Source organism: Paenimyroides ceti (assembly GCF_030409925.1).
Genome location: NZ_JAUFQU010000056.1, coordinates 1 through 15,293 on the forward strand (window position 1 = coordinate 1; position 15,293 = coordinate 15,293).

General features: G+C 30.8%; 18 protein-coding genes and 1 pseudogene. 14 read left to right on the top strand and 5 right to left on the bottom strand.

All coding sequences use genetic code 11. The annotated features are described in order from the left end of the window. Nucleotides 1–152 precede the first annotated feature (152 nt). Nucleotides 153–362, bottom strand: a complete 210-nt coding sequence (locus tag QW060_RS22675; protein ID WP_290365215.1) for a hypothetical protein — start codon at nt 360–362, stop codon at nt 153–155. A 522-nt stretch (nt 363–884) separates the two neighbouring features. Between QW060_RS22675 and QW060_RS22680 the strand changes: the two genes are divergently transcribed. After that, the gene (locus tag QW060_RS22680; RefSeq protein WP_290365216.1) at nt 885–1,064 is read left to right on the top strand and encodes a hypothetical protein; all 180 of its coding nucleotides are present in this window, start codon (nt 885–887) and stop codon (nt 1,062–1,064) included. On the opposite strand, the gene QW060_RS22685 is transcribed toward QW060_RS22680, so the two are convergent. Genes QW060_RS22685 through QW060_RS22695 form a run of 3 tightly spaced genes read right to left on the bottom strand, consistent with a single transcriptional unit; the run spans nt 1,008 to nt 2,179 of the window. Beyond that, a complete protein-coding gene (locus tag QW060_RS22685) occupies nt 1,008–1,298 on the bottom strand; it encodes a DUF262 domain-containing protein (protein WP_290365217.1) in 291 nt (96 codons plus the stop codon). The two genes, QW060_RS22680 and QW060_RS22685, sit on opposite strands and share 57 nt — an antisense overlap. Then, nucleotides 1,288–1,425: a hypothetical protein gene (locus QW060_RS22690; protein ID WP_290365218.1), complete on the bottom strand. Its 138-nt coding sequence runs from the start codon at nt 1,423–1,425 to the stop codon at nt 1,288–1,290. Before QW060_RS22690 ends, QW060_RS22685 begins: the two co-directional genes overlap by 11 nt. 43 nt (nt 1,426–1,468) lie before the next feature. Continuing rightward, a complete protein-coding gene (locus QW060_RS22695) occupies nt 1,469–2,179 on the bottom strand; it encodes a hypothetical protein (RefSeq protein WP_290365219.1) in 711 nt (236 codons plus the stop codon). A 486-nt stretch (nt 2,180–2,665) separates the two neighbouring features. Here QW060_RS22695 and QW060_RS22700 point away from each other — a divergent pair, with 486 nt between their 5' ends. The 8 genes from QW060_RS22700 to QW060_RS22735 all read left to right on the top strand — a co-directional run bounded on the left by QW060_RS22700 (nt 2,666) and on the right by QW060_RS22735 (nt 9,296). Next, nucleotides 2,666–2,896: a hypothetical protein gene (locus QW060_RS22700; RefSeq protein WP_290365220.1), complete on the top strand. Its 231-nt coding sequence runs from the start codon at nt 2,666–2,668 to the stop codon at nt 2,894–2,896. 192 nt (nt 2,897–3,088) lie between these two features. Then, nucleotides 3,089–4,072, top strand: coding sequence for a zincin-like metallopeptidase domain-containing protein (locus tag QW060_RS22705; protein ID WP_290365221.1), 984 nt, complete (start codon nt 3,089–3,091; stop codon nt 4,070–4,072). Between the two features lie 429 nt (nt 4,073–4,501). Beyond that, nucleotides 4,502–5,101 carry a ParA family protein gene (locus tag QW060_RS22710; RefSeq protein ID WP_090410433.1) on the top strand — a complete coding sequence of 200 codons (600 nt, stop codon included), beginning with the start codon at nt 4,502–4,504 and terminating at the stop codon, nt 5,099–5,101. After that, nucleotides 5,094–5,372, top strand: a complete 279-nt coding sequence (locus QW060_RS22715; RefSeq protein ID WP_090410432.1) for a hypothetical protein — start codon at nt 5,094–5,096, stop codon at nt 5,370–5,372. Before QW060_RS22710 ends, QW060_RS22715 begins: the two co-directional genes overlap by 8 nt. After that, nucleotides 5,356–5,580: a hypothetical protein gene (locus QW060_RS22720; protein ID WP_090410431.1), complete on the top strand. Its 225-nt coding sequence runs from the start codon at nt 5,356–5,358 to the stop codon at nt 5,578–5,580. Before QW060_RS22715 ends, QW060_RS22720 begins: the two co-directional genes overlap by 17 nt. A gap of 147 nt (nt 5,581–5,727) precedes the next feature. Then, the gene (locus tag QW060_RS22725; protein ID WP_290365222.1) at nt 5,728–6,882 is read left to right on the top strand and encodes a hypothetical protein; all 1,155 of its coding nucleotides are present in this window, start codon (nt 5,728–5,730) and stop codon (nt 6,880–6,882) included. Nucleotides 6,883–8,079: 1,197 nt separating this feature from the next. Next, on the top strand, nt 8,080–8,877 hold the full coding sequence (locus QW060_RS22730) for a topoisomerase C-terminal repeat-containing protein (RefSeq protein ID WP_125019421.1): 798 nt from the start codon (nt 8,080–8,082) through the stop codon (nt 8,875–8,877). A gap of 242 nt (nt 8,878–9,119) precedes the next feature. Beyond that, nucleotides 9,120–9,296, top strand: a complete 177-nt coding sequence (locus tag QW060_RS22735) for a histone H1 (protein ID WP_090410428.1) — start codon at nt 9,120–9,122, stop codon at nt 9,294–9,296. Between the two features lie 387 nt (nt 9,297–9,683). On the opposite strand, the gene QW060_RS22740 is transcribed toward QW060_RS22735, so the two are convergent. Beyond that, complete coding sequence (locus tag QW060_RS22740; RefSeq protein ID WP_125019420.1) at nt 9,684–11,177, bottom strand: aminotransferase-like domain-containing protein; 1,494 nt, start codon at nt 11,175–11,177, stop codon at nt 9,684–9,686. 64 nt (nt 11,178–11,241) lie between these two features. Between QW060_RS22740 and QW060_RS22745 the strand changes: the two genes are divergently transcribed. The 5 genes and pseudogenes from QW060_RS22745 to QW060_RS22765 all read left to right on the top strand — a co-directional run. Next, nucleotides 11,242–11,868 carry a hypothetical protein gene (locus QW060_RS22745; RefSeq protein ID WP_125019419.1) on the top strand — a complete coding sequence of 209 codons (627 nt, stop codon included), beginning with the start codon at nt 11,242–11,244 and terminating at the stop codon, nt 11,866–11,868. Continuing rightward, the gene (locus QW060_RS22750; RefSeq protein ID WP_290365223.1) at nt 11,810–12,967 is read left to right on the top strand and encodes an aminotransferase class I/II-fold pyridoxal phosphate-dependent enzyme; all 1,158 of its coding nucleotides are present in this window, start codon (nt 11,810–11,812) and stop codon (nt 12,965–12,967) included. The genes QW060_RS22745 and QW060_RS22750 overlap by 59 nt, the downstream gene beginning before the upstream one ends. A gap of 2 nt (nt 12,968–12,969) precedes the next feature. After that, entirely contained in the window at nt 12,970–13,578 is a 609-nt protein-coding gene (gene bioD, locus QW060_RS22755) for a dethiobiotin synthase (protein ID WP_290365224.1), read from the top strand. Continuing rightward, nucleotides 13,575–14,572 (top strand): annotated as a pseudogene (gene bioB, locus QW060_RS22760) (biotin synthase BioB). The gene bioD and the pseudogene bioB overlap by 4 nt, the downstream one beginning before the upstream one ends. A 43-nt stretch (nt 14,573–14,615) precedes the next feature. Continuing rightward, on the top strand, nt 14,616–15,293 hold a 678-nt coding region (locus QW060_RS22765; RefSeq protein WP_290365225.1), incomplete at its 3' end, for an aminotransferase class III-fold pyridoxal phosphate-dependent enzyme.

Below are 15,293 nucleotides of genomic sequence, written 5' to 3' on the forward strand. Positions count from 1 at the left end.
AAAAAATAGTATTTTTTATATTTTTTTCATGAATTCTGATAATTACTTTAATAATGCTGCAAATTTGAAGATTAATTCGATTCCATCAGTTGTAGTGTAATAAAACAGGAACCGTTTTGTAATGAAGCCCTGTTTTTTTGTAACAAAAAAACTTACATCCTGTTCAGAAATTCAGTTCGGTAATTAGTACTTAAAACCAAAGAAATCGGTTTTTGATTTTCATTGACAATAGTCGTCACAATTTCGTCATGAGAAAAGAAATTTACGATACCCATCGAAATAAGTTCCCCTTTATTAATTCTGCAAAACTGCTGTTTAGGAAGTATCTCCTGTAGCTTCTCAAAAGAAATGTTTTTGAGCAATACTTTGTACCATCCTGCAAAAAAGTAACTTTATCTCTACTATCTACATCAGACACTTTGATATAAGTAATATTATTAAAATACAACAAGGTTTTTCCTTTGTCTGTATTTACTTTAAAAAATTCTTTCTTAGGTTTTTGCTTTTCAACAAAACGTACTGCTTTATCAATTGCTTTTTGAAGCCGTTCTTTTTTTACGGGTTTCGTGATATAGTCAATCGCATCCAGTTCAAAAGAAAAAGAAAGAGGTATTAAAAATGACGATCAGAAGCAGGGAGAGTCTAATCAGGGAATCCAAATGGGTAATGGAATGTAAAACAGAGATCTTGCTGAATAGATAATGCTTGATAATAGGAGACTGAAATTTATTGTCCGTAATTACGACAGTAGCCAGATTGTTGTTTTTTTGTAAAAGATAAGCAGACTCATGGAAAGAAATTCATGGCAAGTCTTACGCTCATATCAAAATTTTTAAAAGCAAAGGATTAATTATATCAGATTACATCACAAAAAGGGTTATTTAATGGATAAATTTTACAATGAGACATATCGTAAGTTGGAAGCTGCAATTCAGGAACAGGAGATTGAAATCGATTGTCTTTTATTAAGATCAGAGACAATTATACACCTGATTGTTAACTGTCTTTCAGAAGTAAAGGAATATGTTCAGAAAAGAGGATTTAAGAACATTTGTTGTAATTAACGTCAATGTAATTGTTCGTTGTTGTCCGTCAACAATGTCAGAAATATTGTCGTGATTGTGAACTACAAGCGTTCCCAAACGGTATTCTGATTTTTCTTTGTGTATTAAAATGTCGTCAATAAGTTGATTGACATTTTTTGTTGTCCATTTGTAAGGACGTTGGTAACTTGGAATTTGTAGAGAGTCATTTGTAAGCAACTCTCTTACTTTTATTATTTTCGGTTTATTCTCCATTGTGTTTTAAAATCGAATGTCGGGTTGCTCGGTAGTGGGGTTGCCCATAACGTTTTCGGGCTTTGCGTTCGGGCGGGTTTCGGAGCACAAAACTGTCAACCAGCACTGAACTTAAATAGAAGCACAAAGCTCCAAGTTTTCACGTCATCCCGCCTGACGCAAAACCCGTGTTATGCGGTCGGCTTTCTTTCATTCGTCAGTTGATTTTGTTCAAATTCATCAATTAGTTTCTCGCATTCGTTTTGGTCAGAAACATATCTGTCACTGTCAAATTGCTCCTTAAAATACTTATAAAGTTCGTCAAACTTGTCGCCAAAAATTTCTGTCCAAGATTGGTCTTGATTTTCTGTTAAAGTCAAATTATTTGCAGAAACTATTACAATTATTCTTTCTCCTGGCTTGTCGTCTTTTAGGTTTGATTTCCAAAAGTGAAAAACGATTTCAATTTGTTCTTTGTCTATATGTGTTACTTGCTCGTAAAGATATTCGTCTAATTGTGTCTGGTTAATCTGAATAAGATTTCCATCTTCGTCAACTTTATTGAATTCAACTTTTAGCTTTCCTGTAAGCTCAATTGTCAACGGAAATGCAATGTTGTCAGAGTCAATGGGCAAGTTATATCTCTCAATTATTTTGTCGGCAAAAACGTAAGTTGAATAGTCGTTAAGTATTAGGCTGAATTTATCAATATTATCATTCACGTCAATTACCCAACTGTCGTGTAGTTTGCAAATCAAATACTTTTTAAAAGTCCCAAGTCGGTTTGCGTTGTTCTCCAAAAAAGCTGAATAAGTGTCTGTGTTGAAGATTGGTTCGTCCAAGTCAACAAAGTCGTCAGCCAAAAATGGTGCAATTGTCTGTATGTTTCTTTTATCTGTCATTCGTCTCTGTGTCGTCTTTTAAGCTGCCGCATAACTCTCAAATATACGCAATAACATTTATTTAAGAAATTATTTGTTTATTCTTATCAACATAGGTATAATACGGGATATAATAAAAAGATATAGTGCGTAATTTGTATTTTAATTTTAAATTTTAATGCGATTTTAAATAAAATATATACAAAATACGAATATGGAAATTTAGGTGTTGATAAGCTCTTTTATTATATTGATTTTTTATAAATGAACATGATAATAATCCCACCCACCCTATTTCAAAGTTAAATTTCTATCTAACTGTTTAATACTTTACACCCGGGAAATAACCCCTTGCTGTAAACAATTAAACAATAAATTCACAAAACACAACCTCTTAAAATCGGTTGAGTTTTTAGTCGTTCATTTTACGATAGAAATTAGTGTGTTTATCCCAGTTAAAAGGAAAAGTAATTAATGTTTTAATTTATTCTTTTTGCTTGGTTTTTATTGTTCCATCAACATATTGAAAAAAGATCTTCCTCTTTTTACATCATTCTACTCGGAGTGATCGCCATATATGGTTTTCTTGTTGCAAAATTATTGCCTATTCCGCTTTATAAAAATCTATTGAGGTTTCTACTTCTTAAGAACTACAAAAATAGATATCACATTAAAATCGTCATTATTTTTAGGAAAAATAACGCCAATTTTAAGGTGATATCTATCGTGTATTTCTAACTCGCAGACACTCCTAAATATATTTACCAGTCGAATCCATTTGTCAGCTTCAGTTCTGTAGCGGCCAAATGGATTTTTCCTTTTATAAATCGTTCGGTAGGCAATAGTTCTATTTCGCACAGAAAAGCCATAAGCGACAACTCACGAAGAATGATTAATAAAAATTGTAGAACTATTAAATATTATTTTATTATGGAAACAAATGTAAAAACTCCCCAAGCAAAAAGAACCTTTAAAACAACAGAAAAGAGCCAAGCTCAAACTACAAAGAATAATTATAACGATTTGTTCTTTAGTTCAATTATTGAACAACTGGAAAGTGTAGAAGAGAAACATTGGCAACATTTTTTAAAAGAAAATGTATCTTTTATGCCTGCTAATAGACTTTCTTTACAATCTTACACACGATTAAACCAATTTATATTGGCACTTGATATGTTGATAAATAAGCGTTCAAATTGCTATTATGCGACTTTTAATCAAATTACTAAATCAAAAGGTAAAATTAAGAAAGGTTCAAAGTCATTACCAATACAATACTTTAGTTATGATATTAGACATAAAGAAACGGAAGAACGTATTCAACTTGCTGATTTTAAGGCTTTAGATAGCACCAAACAAAAGCAATATCGGGTAAAAAGCTTTATGAAGTATTATCGTGTATTTCATACGGATAACGTTGAAAATATAAATGATTGTGAGTTTCCAATTATTGCTGATGTTGAACTCATTGAGCTTGACGAATGTGCCGAAAATTTTATTAATGGTTTAATTGAAACCAAAAATTTATCATTACAACATTTAGTACAAGGCGAAGCGTATTATATTCCAGGAAGAGATGAAATTCATTTACCAAAACCGCAGTATTTCAAAAATAAGGATGCATATTATTCAACTGTTTTTCATGAAATTATTCATTGGACAGGACACAAAGACCGATTAAACCGTTTAGACCAAAATTTTGAAGATGGCAGAAACAAATATGCTTTTGAAGAGTTAATTGCTGAACTGGGTTCTTTATTGTTTTCGTTAGAATTTAATTATTCGGAGCAGTTTATTAACTCAATTATCTATCTAAAAAGTTGGTTAAAGCATACAGCGGAAGAGAAAAAACATGAAATTTTAGAAGAAGCATTTGGTTATGCGAACAAAGCAATAAATTACCTTAAATCATAAACCTTTTACGCCTTTTAAAATAATAAAGGGCGTAAAAATTTGCCCCTTCGGGGCGGATTGGATTTATTCAGACGCTCCATCCATTAGTATTATAATAATTCTCTTACCCACCCACCCTATTTCAAAGTTAAATTTCTATCGACCTCCTTTAATACTTTACACTCGGAAGATAATCCTTTGTGCAATAATTAAAGGAGGCATTCACAAAACAAATCCTCTTTTAATCGGATTAGTTTTTAGTTGTTCTTTTACGATAGAAATTAGTGTGCTTAACCCATTTGTTATTAAGTGTTTATAAAATATATGTTTTATAAACGATAATAATATATAAATATATATTTATATGTAGATATATTAATATTTAACTATACAAATATTTGTATATCAATATATTTTGATTTATTTTTGATGAAAATTAATAGATGAATTATGGCTAAGATCATTTTATTTACTCATCAGAAAGGTGGTGTTGGAAAAAGTACATTATCTTATAATGTTGCAAATTTACTTAACCAAGATGCGAAGGTTGGCTTAATTGATTGGGATTATCAAGGTACTTTACTTCAAGTAAAAGACTTAAATGACCAGTTGACGTATATTGATGTGGATCGTAAAATTAATAAAATACCGCATGAAGATTTCGATTTCATCATTATCGATACACCTCCTTACCTATTCGAAGAAATACACTCATTGGTACAACAAGCTGATTTAATTGTAATACCAACGCAAGCGAGTATTAATGATTTATTAGCTATTGATAAAACTGTACAGATTATTAAAGATAATAATGCTGTAGATCGATCTTTAATCGTTTTTAATAGAATTAAAGCTAATTCATCACTTAAAGATAGATTAAGTGAGAATTTTAATGAGTTGGATGTTCCTATTGCTAACACAGTAATCAACGACTATGATGCAATTACCAACAGTATTGTAACCAAAGGAGTTGAAGGAAAGCACAAAGCGAGTAATCAACTTCAGAATTTGACAAGAGAATTAATGATTAAACTTTTAAGTAATGGCTAATAAAAAAGTAGATTTATCTGCATTAGTTAATCAGGTAAAAAAAACACAAGTAGAAACACCAGTACAAAAAGTGGTGCCGGTACAGAAACCTTCAACGTCTGAAAAAGGATTGTATGTAAAAGTTCCGAGTGAAATGATTACATTTCTTAAAAATAAAGCATCATTGATTGAGGGAATGACTGTGAAAGAATTAATTAATACTGCATTAGTAAACGTTTATGAGGAAGAATACAATGAATTCTTAAAGCGTTATCATGGAAAAGTCAAATAAAGTATATGTAGTAAACGTAAAGCTATTAAATGGTAACTGGGTTAAATATCGTGCTGTACAAGGATCAGCTGGAGTAAAACGCCTGGTTAAGTATTTTGATGAAAACTTTACAGGAGAAAACAAATGGTTATTCTGTAATGTTTATGAAAAAGAAAGTCAGCAACAAGTAGCTAATTATTTAAACGGTAAGAACCCTACCCGACCCTAAAATAAAAGAGGAGCCGAAGCCCCTCTTTCGAAAAACAAAATAAATTTTGTTTTCCTTTTCGTATTTCAAATATACGATTAAATTTTATTTGGTCACTAAAATAATTATTAAATTACAGCACTTTAACGAGAAAGAAAATTATAAGTCATGAATCAGGAAGAAAAAGATAATAAGGTAAAGGAAACGTTTAGCAGCAATAAGATTGCTGATAAGGTTAAGATTTCTAATGAATTTTATCGAGATCTATTTTTTCATGAAGATAATGGCAATTTTGTTGTTAAAGAATCTATGCCAATTGAAGCGAACCGTATTATAATTAATATTTTAAATACGTTACGAAACAAACAGTTCCAATATGGAGTTTCAGATGAGAGTTTTCAATTGGATTTATTTAAGAAAACATATTTAGAAGACGACGAATCTTATGCTAAAATAGTAATGAGAACTGCGGATATTTCTAAATCAAGAAATTTAGAGTTAACTAAAAAAGGACTTCAATTTTTAGTTAATTATAAACAAGAATGGCATACGGTCAAGTTTTATAACTCAAAAGGGGAAGTAGAAAAAAAACAATTTTATGGTGGATTAATTATTGATCCAACCATTTATAAAGGGCAAGTATCTTTTTATATTAATCCTTATTGGTTTAAAAAGATAGTAGCTTTAGCTAATTATAATTACGTTCTATATTCTTTAGTCTATTCTGTAAAATCTCACAAACAGTTCCTATTTGCACTCTGGTTAAATACTCTTAGAGAAGATGGAACCAAGGTTACTTTAGAATATATGAATAGAACCTGGGGAATTAACTACAAAGATTTAAGAACGCTTAAAAAAGGCTTTTTAGACCCGATTAAGAAAGTGTTAGACAAATCCTCCTCTTTCTCTTTTAATAGCTCTGTAAATGGAAATTACATAGGTATAACGAGATATCAACTTAAATCTATTGGAAGTGCAGCAGCAGAATCTATAAATTTATCAAGTCAAGATGATCAATTCAAATTGTATAAACTTTCTTATATTAAGAAAAGGCATAATTTTACTCAAAAAGAGTTAGAGCATTTAGAAAAAATCTTTGACATAGATTTTGGCGCAAAATTTCTTTTTAGTAATGCATATAAAAATGTGGTTAAGAGATATAATATTGCAAGAAGAAAGGATAAAACTAAACCTCTCGTTACTGATATTCCTTTTTCAGCATTGTTAGATGAAATTCAAGAAGAAGTTATTTCTCTTTATTCTGCAACGAAGCATGCTCAAATATCTCCCAAAGGTTACCCAATATTTAATGCTCCGTTGTAGGAGCATTTTTTATTAATATTTCGACATTCCACTACCCATATTTAAGGTGAGGGTCTAATATTTTATTCGAAATTTCAATGTATATAGTAGTTTCGATTATAATATCTGTTTTAATATTCGACATTCCACTACCCATTTTAAAAATAAATCGAAGAAATTAATATAGAAGGTTCTTTTATTACATTTCGAGATTCCACTACCCTTCTTTACGAAGGATTTTTGTAACTTATTACTATTACAAGTCACACAGTAGTTGCAATTAATTAATCTAATTTTATATTCGAGATTTCACTACCCATCACTATATTAAGCTTTTCATATATCACTATTACTTATATAACTATTTCGAGATTCCACTACCCATTTAACTTTAATTAATTAAAAATAAATTATATAGTGGTTGAAGTTAGTTAGGTCCGATATCTAACATAACTTTTAATTTTCGACATTCCATTACCCATCGTTATATAAATGTACTGATATTTAAACTATGTTTAAATATATTTTCGACATTTCACTACCCATATGGTATTAATGCATTAATTATCATTTGTTTATACAAGAGTAATTTGGACAAGTAAGCACATATTTGTGTTATTAATCCTAATATAAATTATTTATTTATCGTACCTTTATTAAGTTAGTAATTAAAAATCGACATTCCACTACCCAAAAATCAATGAAAAATCACTATTCTCCTTTATTTCGAGATTCCACTACCCACATTTTATGCATTTTTTCCCTTTAATATTCGAGATTCCACTACCCATTGAGGTTTTTTTGATTTTAGAGTCAGTTTTTAAGGTAAATAATCGAGATTTCACTACCCAAAAATCGACATTTCACTACCCACGTGAGTTTATTTCGAGATTCCACTACCCAAAAATCGAGATTCCACTACCCATTCAATCGATATTCTACTACCCATAACTTCGAGATTCCACTACCCAAAAAAGCATAAAGTATAGAGTGTAAAACATTAGTAAACAATGTTTTATACCTTAAAAAAACGGTTACTTAAAATTAATATTAAAATTAATATTAAAATTAAAATAAGAAACGTTCAAAATCATATTCCCATTTTAAAAGGAATTTTTTTAATCATTTACCCATTATTGATAAAAAAGTCCGAAAAGGAAAGACGATATTTTCACCAGTGCCCGGCGAATTTTTGTAAATAATAGCTAATTTTATAGAATGAAACGAGTTGGTACATGCCCCATTTGCAACAAAGGGGAGCTTTTAGAGTTTGAGGATAAATTTCAATGTAATTTCGTTGAAAATAATAAGCAGTTGTGCAATTTTTTTATTTATAAATCTTATTCGAAAAAAATTATCACTCCCGAAATGCTATTTGACTTACTTCACAATTACGAAACAAAAATTTATTCAGATTTTGTGGATGATAAAGGTGAAAAATTTGAAGCTGCATTAAAAATAGTACACGGTTATATTAATTATAAGTTTGGAAATCAAATTGTAGATAATGTTAAGTGTGTTAATTGTGATGGCGAAATTCTAAGAACAAAGCAAGGCTGGGGATGTGAAAATTATTTTAATCGAAAATGTGGAATGTTTATTTACCGTTCTTATAATGGAACTGTAATGACTGAAGATATTGTAAGGTTATTAGTTACTGGCAACTACACTCCTTTTTTAAATTTTACTTCAAAACAAGGAATTAATTTTCAAGCAAAACTTTTTGTAAATGACAGTACTTTTCAAGTGCAATTTGATTACTCTTTAGGAGATTGTCCGAAGTGTAGCGGTACTGTATTAAAAATGGAAAAATTCTTTGGTTGTACTAATTACTTATCAGATATTAAATGTGATTTTATAATTTGGCCATCTATTTTTGACTATAATTTATCTTTTATTGATGTAGAAATATTACTTAGAGGAGATCAAACTGATGTTAAATCTTTTAGGTGGAAAGATAAGAATTTTGAGGGAAGGCTTTCATTAGATGAAAATTTTAAATGTAAAGTGTCATAATAACTTACTTGTTATCATTTATTTAAAAATATATATGTATAGTAATATATATAAATATACATATAAAAAAATATATACATATTTAAATATAAATATAGCTTTATATTTAAATATTGTTTTATAATTTAGTCTTCTTTTTAAGATGATTACGATAATTTTCAATTTTAAAGCATTAAAATATTAATGTAAAGTTCCTCCCTATTACTGTTTCAAATGCTATATTTGCATAAAATAGTATTATAATGAAAGAACTTTTAGAACAATTGAACGCAGAATTTGAAACGTTCAATTCAGATGCTCAATTACAAATGGAAAAAGAAAATAAAGCTGCTGGAACTAGAGCGAGAAAATCATCTTTAGCTTTAGAGAAACTTTTAAAAGAATTTAGAAAGTTATCTTTAGAGGAATCTAAAAAATAATAGACAAGCCGTATACATTAAGATACGGCTTTATTTTTTGATTATAGTACGATATATATAAATATATACATATGTAAATATATACATATGTAAATACATGTATATAAGCATAACTATTGTACAACTCCAATTTTCAGGACCATAATAGGGTTTTATAAAAGTGTAACTCTTACATTATCTTAAGCAGCGATTTTTCATAAATTTCAATACAACCATAATTTTTTATAAATTTCGCTATAAGTTTTTCTACTTTAGTATATTATAAAAAAGCAAAAATGATTTTTCTAAAAGAGGCAATAGACATTCATGTTTTTTATTTTTAAATTAATTCCTTACCTTTCTACTTAACTTACTTATGTGATAAATATCTACTTATCTCCCATATTATTAATGAGAGGTGGATATGCTTACTATACTTTTTGATAATATTTCTATGCTATTTTTCATTTCTTCAGTTGTTAGATGTCCGAAACCGATTCGCATAGCAGTGATAGATTTGTTTTGATAAAGTAATGTTCTTGGAATTAACAAATTATATTTAACACATTCTTGGCTTATTTTGAGTAGATTAACTGATTTTTGCCATTCTATCCAATAGGCAAGCCCACCAGTAGGAATTTGATAGTTTATATCATTACCGAATGTCTCTTTTAAAATATTTGCAAAATTATTACGACGCTGCTGGTAAATTTTTATTGACTTTTTTAAGTGACGATGTATTTCACCCTCTTCTATTAACTCCCCCAATACCTGTTCCATCATAATATCTCCTTCTCGATCAATAATGCCAAGATATTTTCGCATTTCATATATTAGATTTTCTGGAGCAACAACAAATCCAGTTCTAAATCCTGGTGGCAATGTTTTTCCAAAAGAACCTACATACACCACCATACCGTTGGTGTCTGCACTGGCAATTGGAAGTGTGGTGTTTTTGTCATACTGAAATTCGTAGTCATAATCATCTTCTAAAATAACAAAGCCAAATTCATCAGCAAGTTGAAGAAGTTCCATTCTTCTACTACCGCTTAAAGTTACAGTTGTAGGATAATGATTGTGTGGTGTAAGGTATAGCGCCCTAATGGTTGTATGCTCACATAATTCTCTTAATTTGTCAACTTGTATACCGTATTTATCTATAGGAATTGTTAGGATTTGGGCTCCATTTTTTTGAAAAATCATGTTAATGGCAAAGTAACTTGTTTCAGCAACAACAACTTTGTCTCCTTTTTCTAATAAAATTTGAGATATAATATAAATACTTGCATCAACTCCTCTTGTTATAAGAATATTTTTATCTGAAATATGTAATCCTCTAGTCAAATTCAGATAATTAGACAGTTGCTTTCTAAAATAGATACTTCCTTCTTCTTTAGAATAAGCCCATTTTTTTTGATTTTGTTTTCTTTTTAAGCTAGCCGAATAAAATTTAGTAAAGGTCTCAATTTGTGTGACTCTGTAATCTGGAGTACCATCATTCCATCGATACAAAAAATCACCATATTCGTAAGGATTATCAAGAATATTAGTCTTATTGAAACTAAATCCCGTTTGTCTTGGATAGGAATAAAGCTGTAGAGATTCTGAGCTCTTAATTTTTATCTTTTCTGGTTCTTTATCTAGAATAAATGTCCCTCTATTGGAATGGATTTGAACCCAACCTTGCGCATCCAATTCTTCATAAACTGCTATAATGGTTTTTCTGTGAACACCTAAAAGTTCACTAAGCGTCCGACTACCAGGTAACTTCAGACCAGTAGGTAGATAACCTCTTTGGATAGCATTGATAAACTGAAAAGTAATTTGTAAGTAAATAGATGTAGAAGAATCTCGATCTATAGATATGAAACTTTGAAAAGGAATATTAACCGGACTACTCATGATATTTAAAATGGTACCTTATAGTGTCCGGAAAGATAATAATTTTGTCGCACAAATAAAAACAATGAATTTTTACAACCTTTTACAAAAAATAGTTCAGCAAAATGAAATGCATGCTAAATGGCTGAATACGCTGTCTTTCATGGAAAATGCAGGAGCAAGAAAAATATCTGCTTGCGAGCATCCGACGAAAGTTAGTTTAATTCAACTTAAACACGCAGCAGAAGAGCATCGTCACGCTTATTATCTGAAAAAACAAATTTTAAAAATCAGTCCTGAAGTCTGCAAAACGTATAAAAATAATGAACTTTTGGCTTCCATTGCAACGAGGCAATACTTACACTCTTTAGATATTAAAGCTTGTAAATATCTTCAGCAGAATTTCAATTTGAATAAAGAAGATTTGAAATATGCGGCTTATTTATTTGTGACCTATGCTATTGAAGTTCGTGCTGATGAATTGTACCCTATTTATCAGGATATTTTAACTAAGGTTTCTTCCAAAATTATAGTGAAATCAATTATTCTAGAAGAAGAGGGACATTTGGAAGAAATGATTAATCAATTGGAGGAATTTTCGGAAGACTGGAAGGTTCATGCAGAAGTTATTTTAACCATTGAAAAAGATTTATATGAGCAGTGGGTTAATGCAATTTCAAAGGAGGTTTCAAAATGGAATCATGCACAATAATTTCCTCTATTTTAAGGAAGCTTTAGAAGAAAGAAAAGAAAACGGAATCTTAAGAATTTTAAAACCAAAAGAGAAAGGAATCGACTTTTATTCCAATGATTATTTAGGATTGGCTACAAACAAAGAATTTCAGGATTTATTATTAAAAAAAATCTTAGAAAATCCCGAATTATTAAAAGGGAGCACAGGCTCTAGATTAATAAGTGGAAATAGTTCTGTTGTTACCGAAGTCGAAGATTTCATTGCCAAAGAACATAAATTTGAATCAGCTTTACTTTTCCCTTCTGGATATAATGCGAACTTAGCTCTGTTTTCAACACTTCCAAATCGACATGATACGATTATTGTGGATGAAAAAATTCATCGGTCTGTGCATGATGCTTGTAAAATGTCATATGCTAAGAAATTAAAATTTAAGCACAATGATGTTGAACATTTAGAGCTAATTTTAAAAGGACAAAATGGGATTTGTTATGTGGCGATTGAAAGTCTTTATTCGATGGATGGGGATATTGCTCCTGTTAAGGATATTGTCGAAATAACGAAAAAATATAAAGCACATCTGATTATCGATGAAGCGCATGCTTTTGGTGTTTTTGGGTATGGTTTGGTTGCTCAATTGCATTTGCAAAATAGTGTTTTAGCTACGGTAATTACTTACGGAAAAGCTTTGGGAACGCATGGTGCATCTATTTTAACAAATGAAGTAATTAAATCTTACCTCATTAATTTCGCAGCCTCTTTTATCTATACAACTTCAGCACATGATTTTCTATGGATGAGTATAAAAGAAGGATATAATTTTCTAGAAGCAAATCAACATTTATGCGTTGAATTAAAGAAAAATATTAAAATTTTTCGAAAGCATAACCTTCAAAGTATTTCTTCAGAAAATAGTCCAGTTCAGGCAATTTTAATTACCAATAATCGTCAATTAATAGCTTTGAAAGAAACTCTATTTGATAGTGGATTTTTGACATATGCTGTTTTCAGTCCCACGGTAAAAGAAGGAACAGAAAGATTGAGGATCTGCTTGCATAGTTTTAATAAAGAAGAGGATATTATAACGCTTACAAATATTATTAAGCAAAACATTTAAAAATGAAATTATTTATTACTGGAATCGGAACAGAAATAGGTAAAACGGTTTGTTCGGCAATTTTGACAAAATATTTTAATGCAGAGTATTGGAAACCCGTTCAATCTGGAGATCTCGGTTTTTCAGACACCATGAAAGTCAAAAAATGGGTTGGAAAAGATACAGTTTGCCATGCAGAAACCTACTGTTTTCAGTTGGCAGCATCACCGCATCAATCTGCAAAAGAAGAAGGAATTACTATTGATTTAAATAAAATAAAACTTCCTGAAACAAAAAATAATCTTATTGTAGAAGGTGCTGGGGGACTCATGGTTCCAATCAATGACAGTGAATTTATTATTGATTTAATTGAAGAATTAAATCTCCCAACGGCATTGGTTGTCAAAAATTATTTAGGTTGTATCAATCATACTTTATTGTCGATAATGCTTTTAAATCAAAGAAAAATTACATTGCAATATTTAATTCTCAACGGAGACTTCCCATCAGATACTGAAAGGATTATTTGTAAAAATATTTCATCAGAAACAAAAATTATAAGAATTCCGGAAATCGAAAACATAACAAAAGAAAATATAGAAAGTATTACAAAACAATTAGAAAAGATATGAGAGATAAAACAAAATTGAGGAATGATTGGACCAAAGAGGAAATCGAAGAAATTTATAATCAGCCTTTACTAGAATTAATCTACAAAGCAGCAAGCGTTCACCGCGAATGGCACAATCCTGAAGAAGTTCAAATGTCGACATTGTTATCTATTAAGACAGGTGGTTGCCCCGAAGATTGCTCTTATTGTGGACAAGCGGCACGTTATCACACGGATATAAAAGTTCAGGCTTTGCTGCCGACGGAACAGGTGATTGCACATGCTCAAAAAGCAAAAGACAGTGGATCCTCACGTTTTTGTATGGCAGCAGCGTGGCGAGAAGTTCGTAACAATCGTGATTTCGATAGAGTTATTGACATGGTAAAGGGTGTAAACGAACTTGGAATGGAAGTTTGCTGTACGTTAGGAATGCTTACCGAGGAACAGGCAATTCGTCTTCAGGAAGCAGGATTGTATGCTTACAATCACAATTTGGATACTTCGGAACAATATTATGAAGAAATTATTTCAACAAGAACTTTCGATAACAGAATTAATACTATTAACAATGTCAGAAAAGCAGGAATTACCGTTTGCTCAGGGGAATTATAGGCCTTGGAGAAACACACGGAGACAGGATTTCGATGCTTTTAACGTTATCGACAATGCCAAAACATCCAGAATCTGTTCCGATTAATGCATTATCTAGAGTCGAAGGAACACCGCTTCAGGATAATGAAAAAACGAATACTTGGGAAATGGTTAGAATGATTGCTACAGCGAGAATAATTATGCCGTCATCGATGGTTCGACTCAGCGCAGGAAGAATTGAAATGACCGAATTTGAGCAAGGGTGGTGTTTTATGGCAGGAGCCAATTCTATCTTTACAGGAGAAAGAGAAACCCTTTTGGTGACCCCAAATCCAGGAGTTTCGGAGGATATGCAAATGTTGCAGACATTGGGATTAAAACCAATGAAAAGAGCATCGGAAAAAGTTATAAGCTGTGAATTATAAGTTAAGAGTTTGTTTTTATAATTTCTAAAATCTAATTTCTACAATGAGTTTACAACAACGCGACAAAGACGTCAATTGGCATCCTTATACGCAAATGAAGATTGCCGAAGATACAATTCCTATTGTAAAAGGAAAAGGAGTCTATCTTTTTGATAATCAAGGGAATCGATATATTGATGCGGTTTCTTCATGGTGGGTAACGATTCACGGCCATGCACATCCGTACATAGCACAAAAGGTTTCGGAGCAGTTGAATACGTTGGAGCAGGTCATTTTTGCCGGATTTACACATGAACCCGCTGTCCAGCTTTCGGAGAATTTATTAAGTTTATTACCTGATAATCAACAAAAAGTTTTCTATTCGGATAATGGTTCGACTGCTGTTGAAGTAGCTTTGAAAATGTGTATTCAATATTGGTATAATCAAGGGAAGAAAAAGACGAAAATTCTCGCTTTTAAAGACGCTTATCATGGCGATACCTTTGGTGCAATGTCGGTAAGCGGAAGAAGTGTTTGGACGAAACCGTTTGGAGAAATGCTTTTCGAAGTTATTTTCATGGATACACCGACTTCAGAAAATTTGAATGATTTAAAAGCAATTATTCAAAATCATTCGCAAGAAATAGCTTGCTTTATTTATGAACCTCTGATTCAGGGAGCTGCAGGAATGTTGATGCACAAAGCGGAAGACTTATCAGTATTAATGAAAATTTGCAGAGAA

Bases quoted from the DNA above. Each gene is read 5' to 3' on its own strand.
- QW060_RS22680 (WP_290365216.1), top strand. From the start codon at position 885: ATGGATAAATTTTACAATGAGACATATCGTAAGTTGGAAGCTGCAATT.
- QW060_RS22685 (WP_290365217.1), bottom strand. From the start codon at position 1,298: ATGGAGAATAAACCGAAAATAATAAAAGTAAGAGAGTTGCTTACAAAT.
- QW060_RS22695 (WP_290365219.1), bottom strand. From the start codon at position 2,179: ATGACAGATAAAAGAAACATACAGACAATTGCACCATTTTTGGCTGAC.
- QW060_RS22705 (WP_290365221.1), top strand. From the start codon at position 3,089: ATGGAAACAAATGTAAAAACTCCCCAAGCAAAAAGAACCTTTAAAACA.
- QW060_RS22710 (WP_090410433.1), top strand. From the start codon at position 4,502: ATGGCTAAGATCATTTTATTTACTCATCAGAAAGGTGGTGTTGGAAAA.
- QW060_RS22715 (WP_090410432.1), top strand. From the start codon at position 5,094: ATGGCTAATAAAAAAGTAGATTTATCTGCATTAGTTAATCAGGTAAAA.
- QW060_RS22720 (WP_090410431.1), top strand. From the start codon at position 5,356: ATGGAAAAGTCAAATAAAGTATATGTAGTAAACGTAAAGCTATTAAAT.
- QW060_RS22725 (WP_290365222.1), top strand. From the start codon at position 5,728: ATGAATCAGGAAGAAAAAGATAATAAGGTAAAGGAAACGTTTAGCAGC.
- QW060_RS22730 (WP_125019421.1), top strand. From the start codon at position 8,080: ATGAAACGAGTTGGTACATGCCCCATTTGCAACAAAGGGGAGCTTTTA.
- QW060_RS22735 (WP_090410428.1), top strand. From the start codon at position 9,120: ATGAAAGAACTTTTAGAACAATTGAACGCAGAATTTGAAACGTTCAAT.
- QW060_RS22740 (WP_125019420.1), bottom strand. From the start codon at position 11,177: ATGAGTAGTCCGGTTAATATTCCTTTTCAAAGTTTCATATCTATAGAT.
- QW060_RS22745 (WP_125019419.1), top strand. From the start codon at position 11,242: ATGAATTTTTACAACCTTTTACAAAAAATAGTTCAGCAAAATGAAATG.
- QW060_RS22750 (WP_290365223.1), top strand. From the start codon at position 11,810: ATGAGCAGTGGGTTAATGCAATTTCAAAGGAGGTTTCAAAATGGAATC.
- bioD (WP_290365224.1), top strand. From the start codon at position 12,970: ATGAAATTATTTATTACTGGAATCGGAACAGAAATAGGTAAAACGGTT.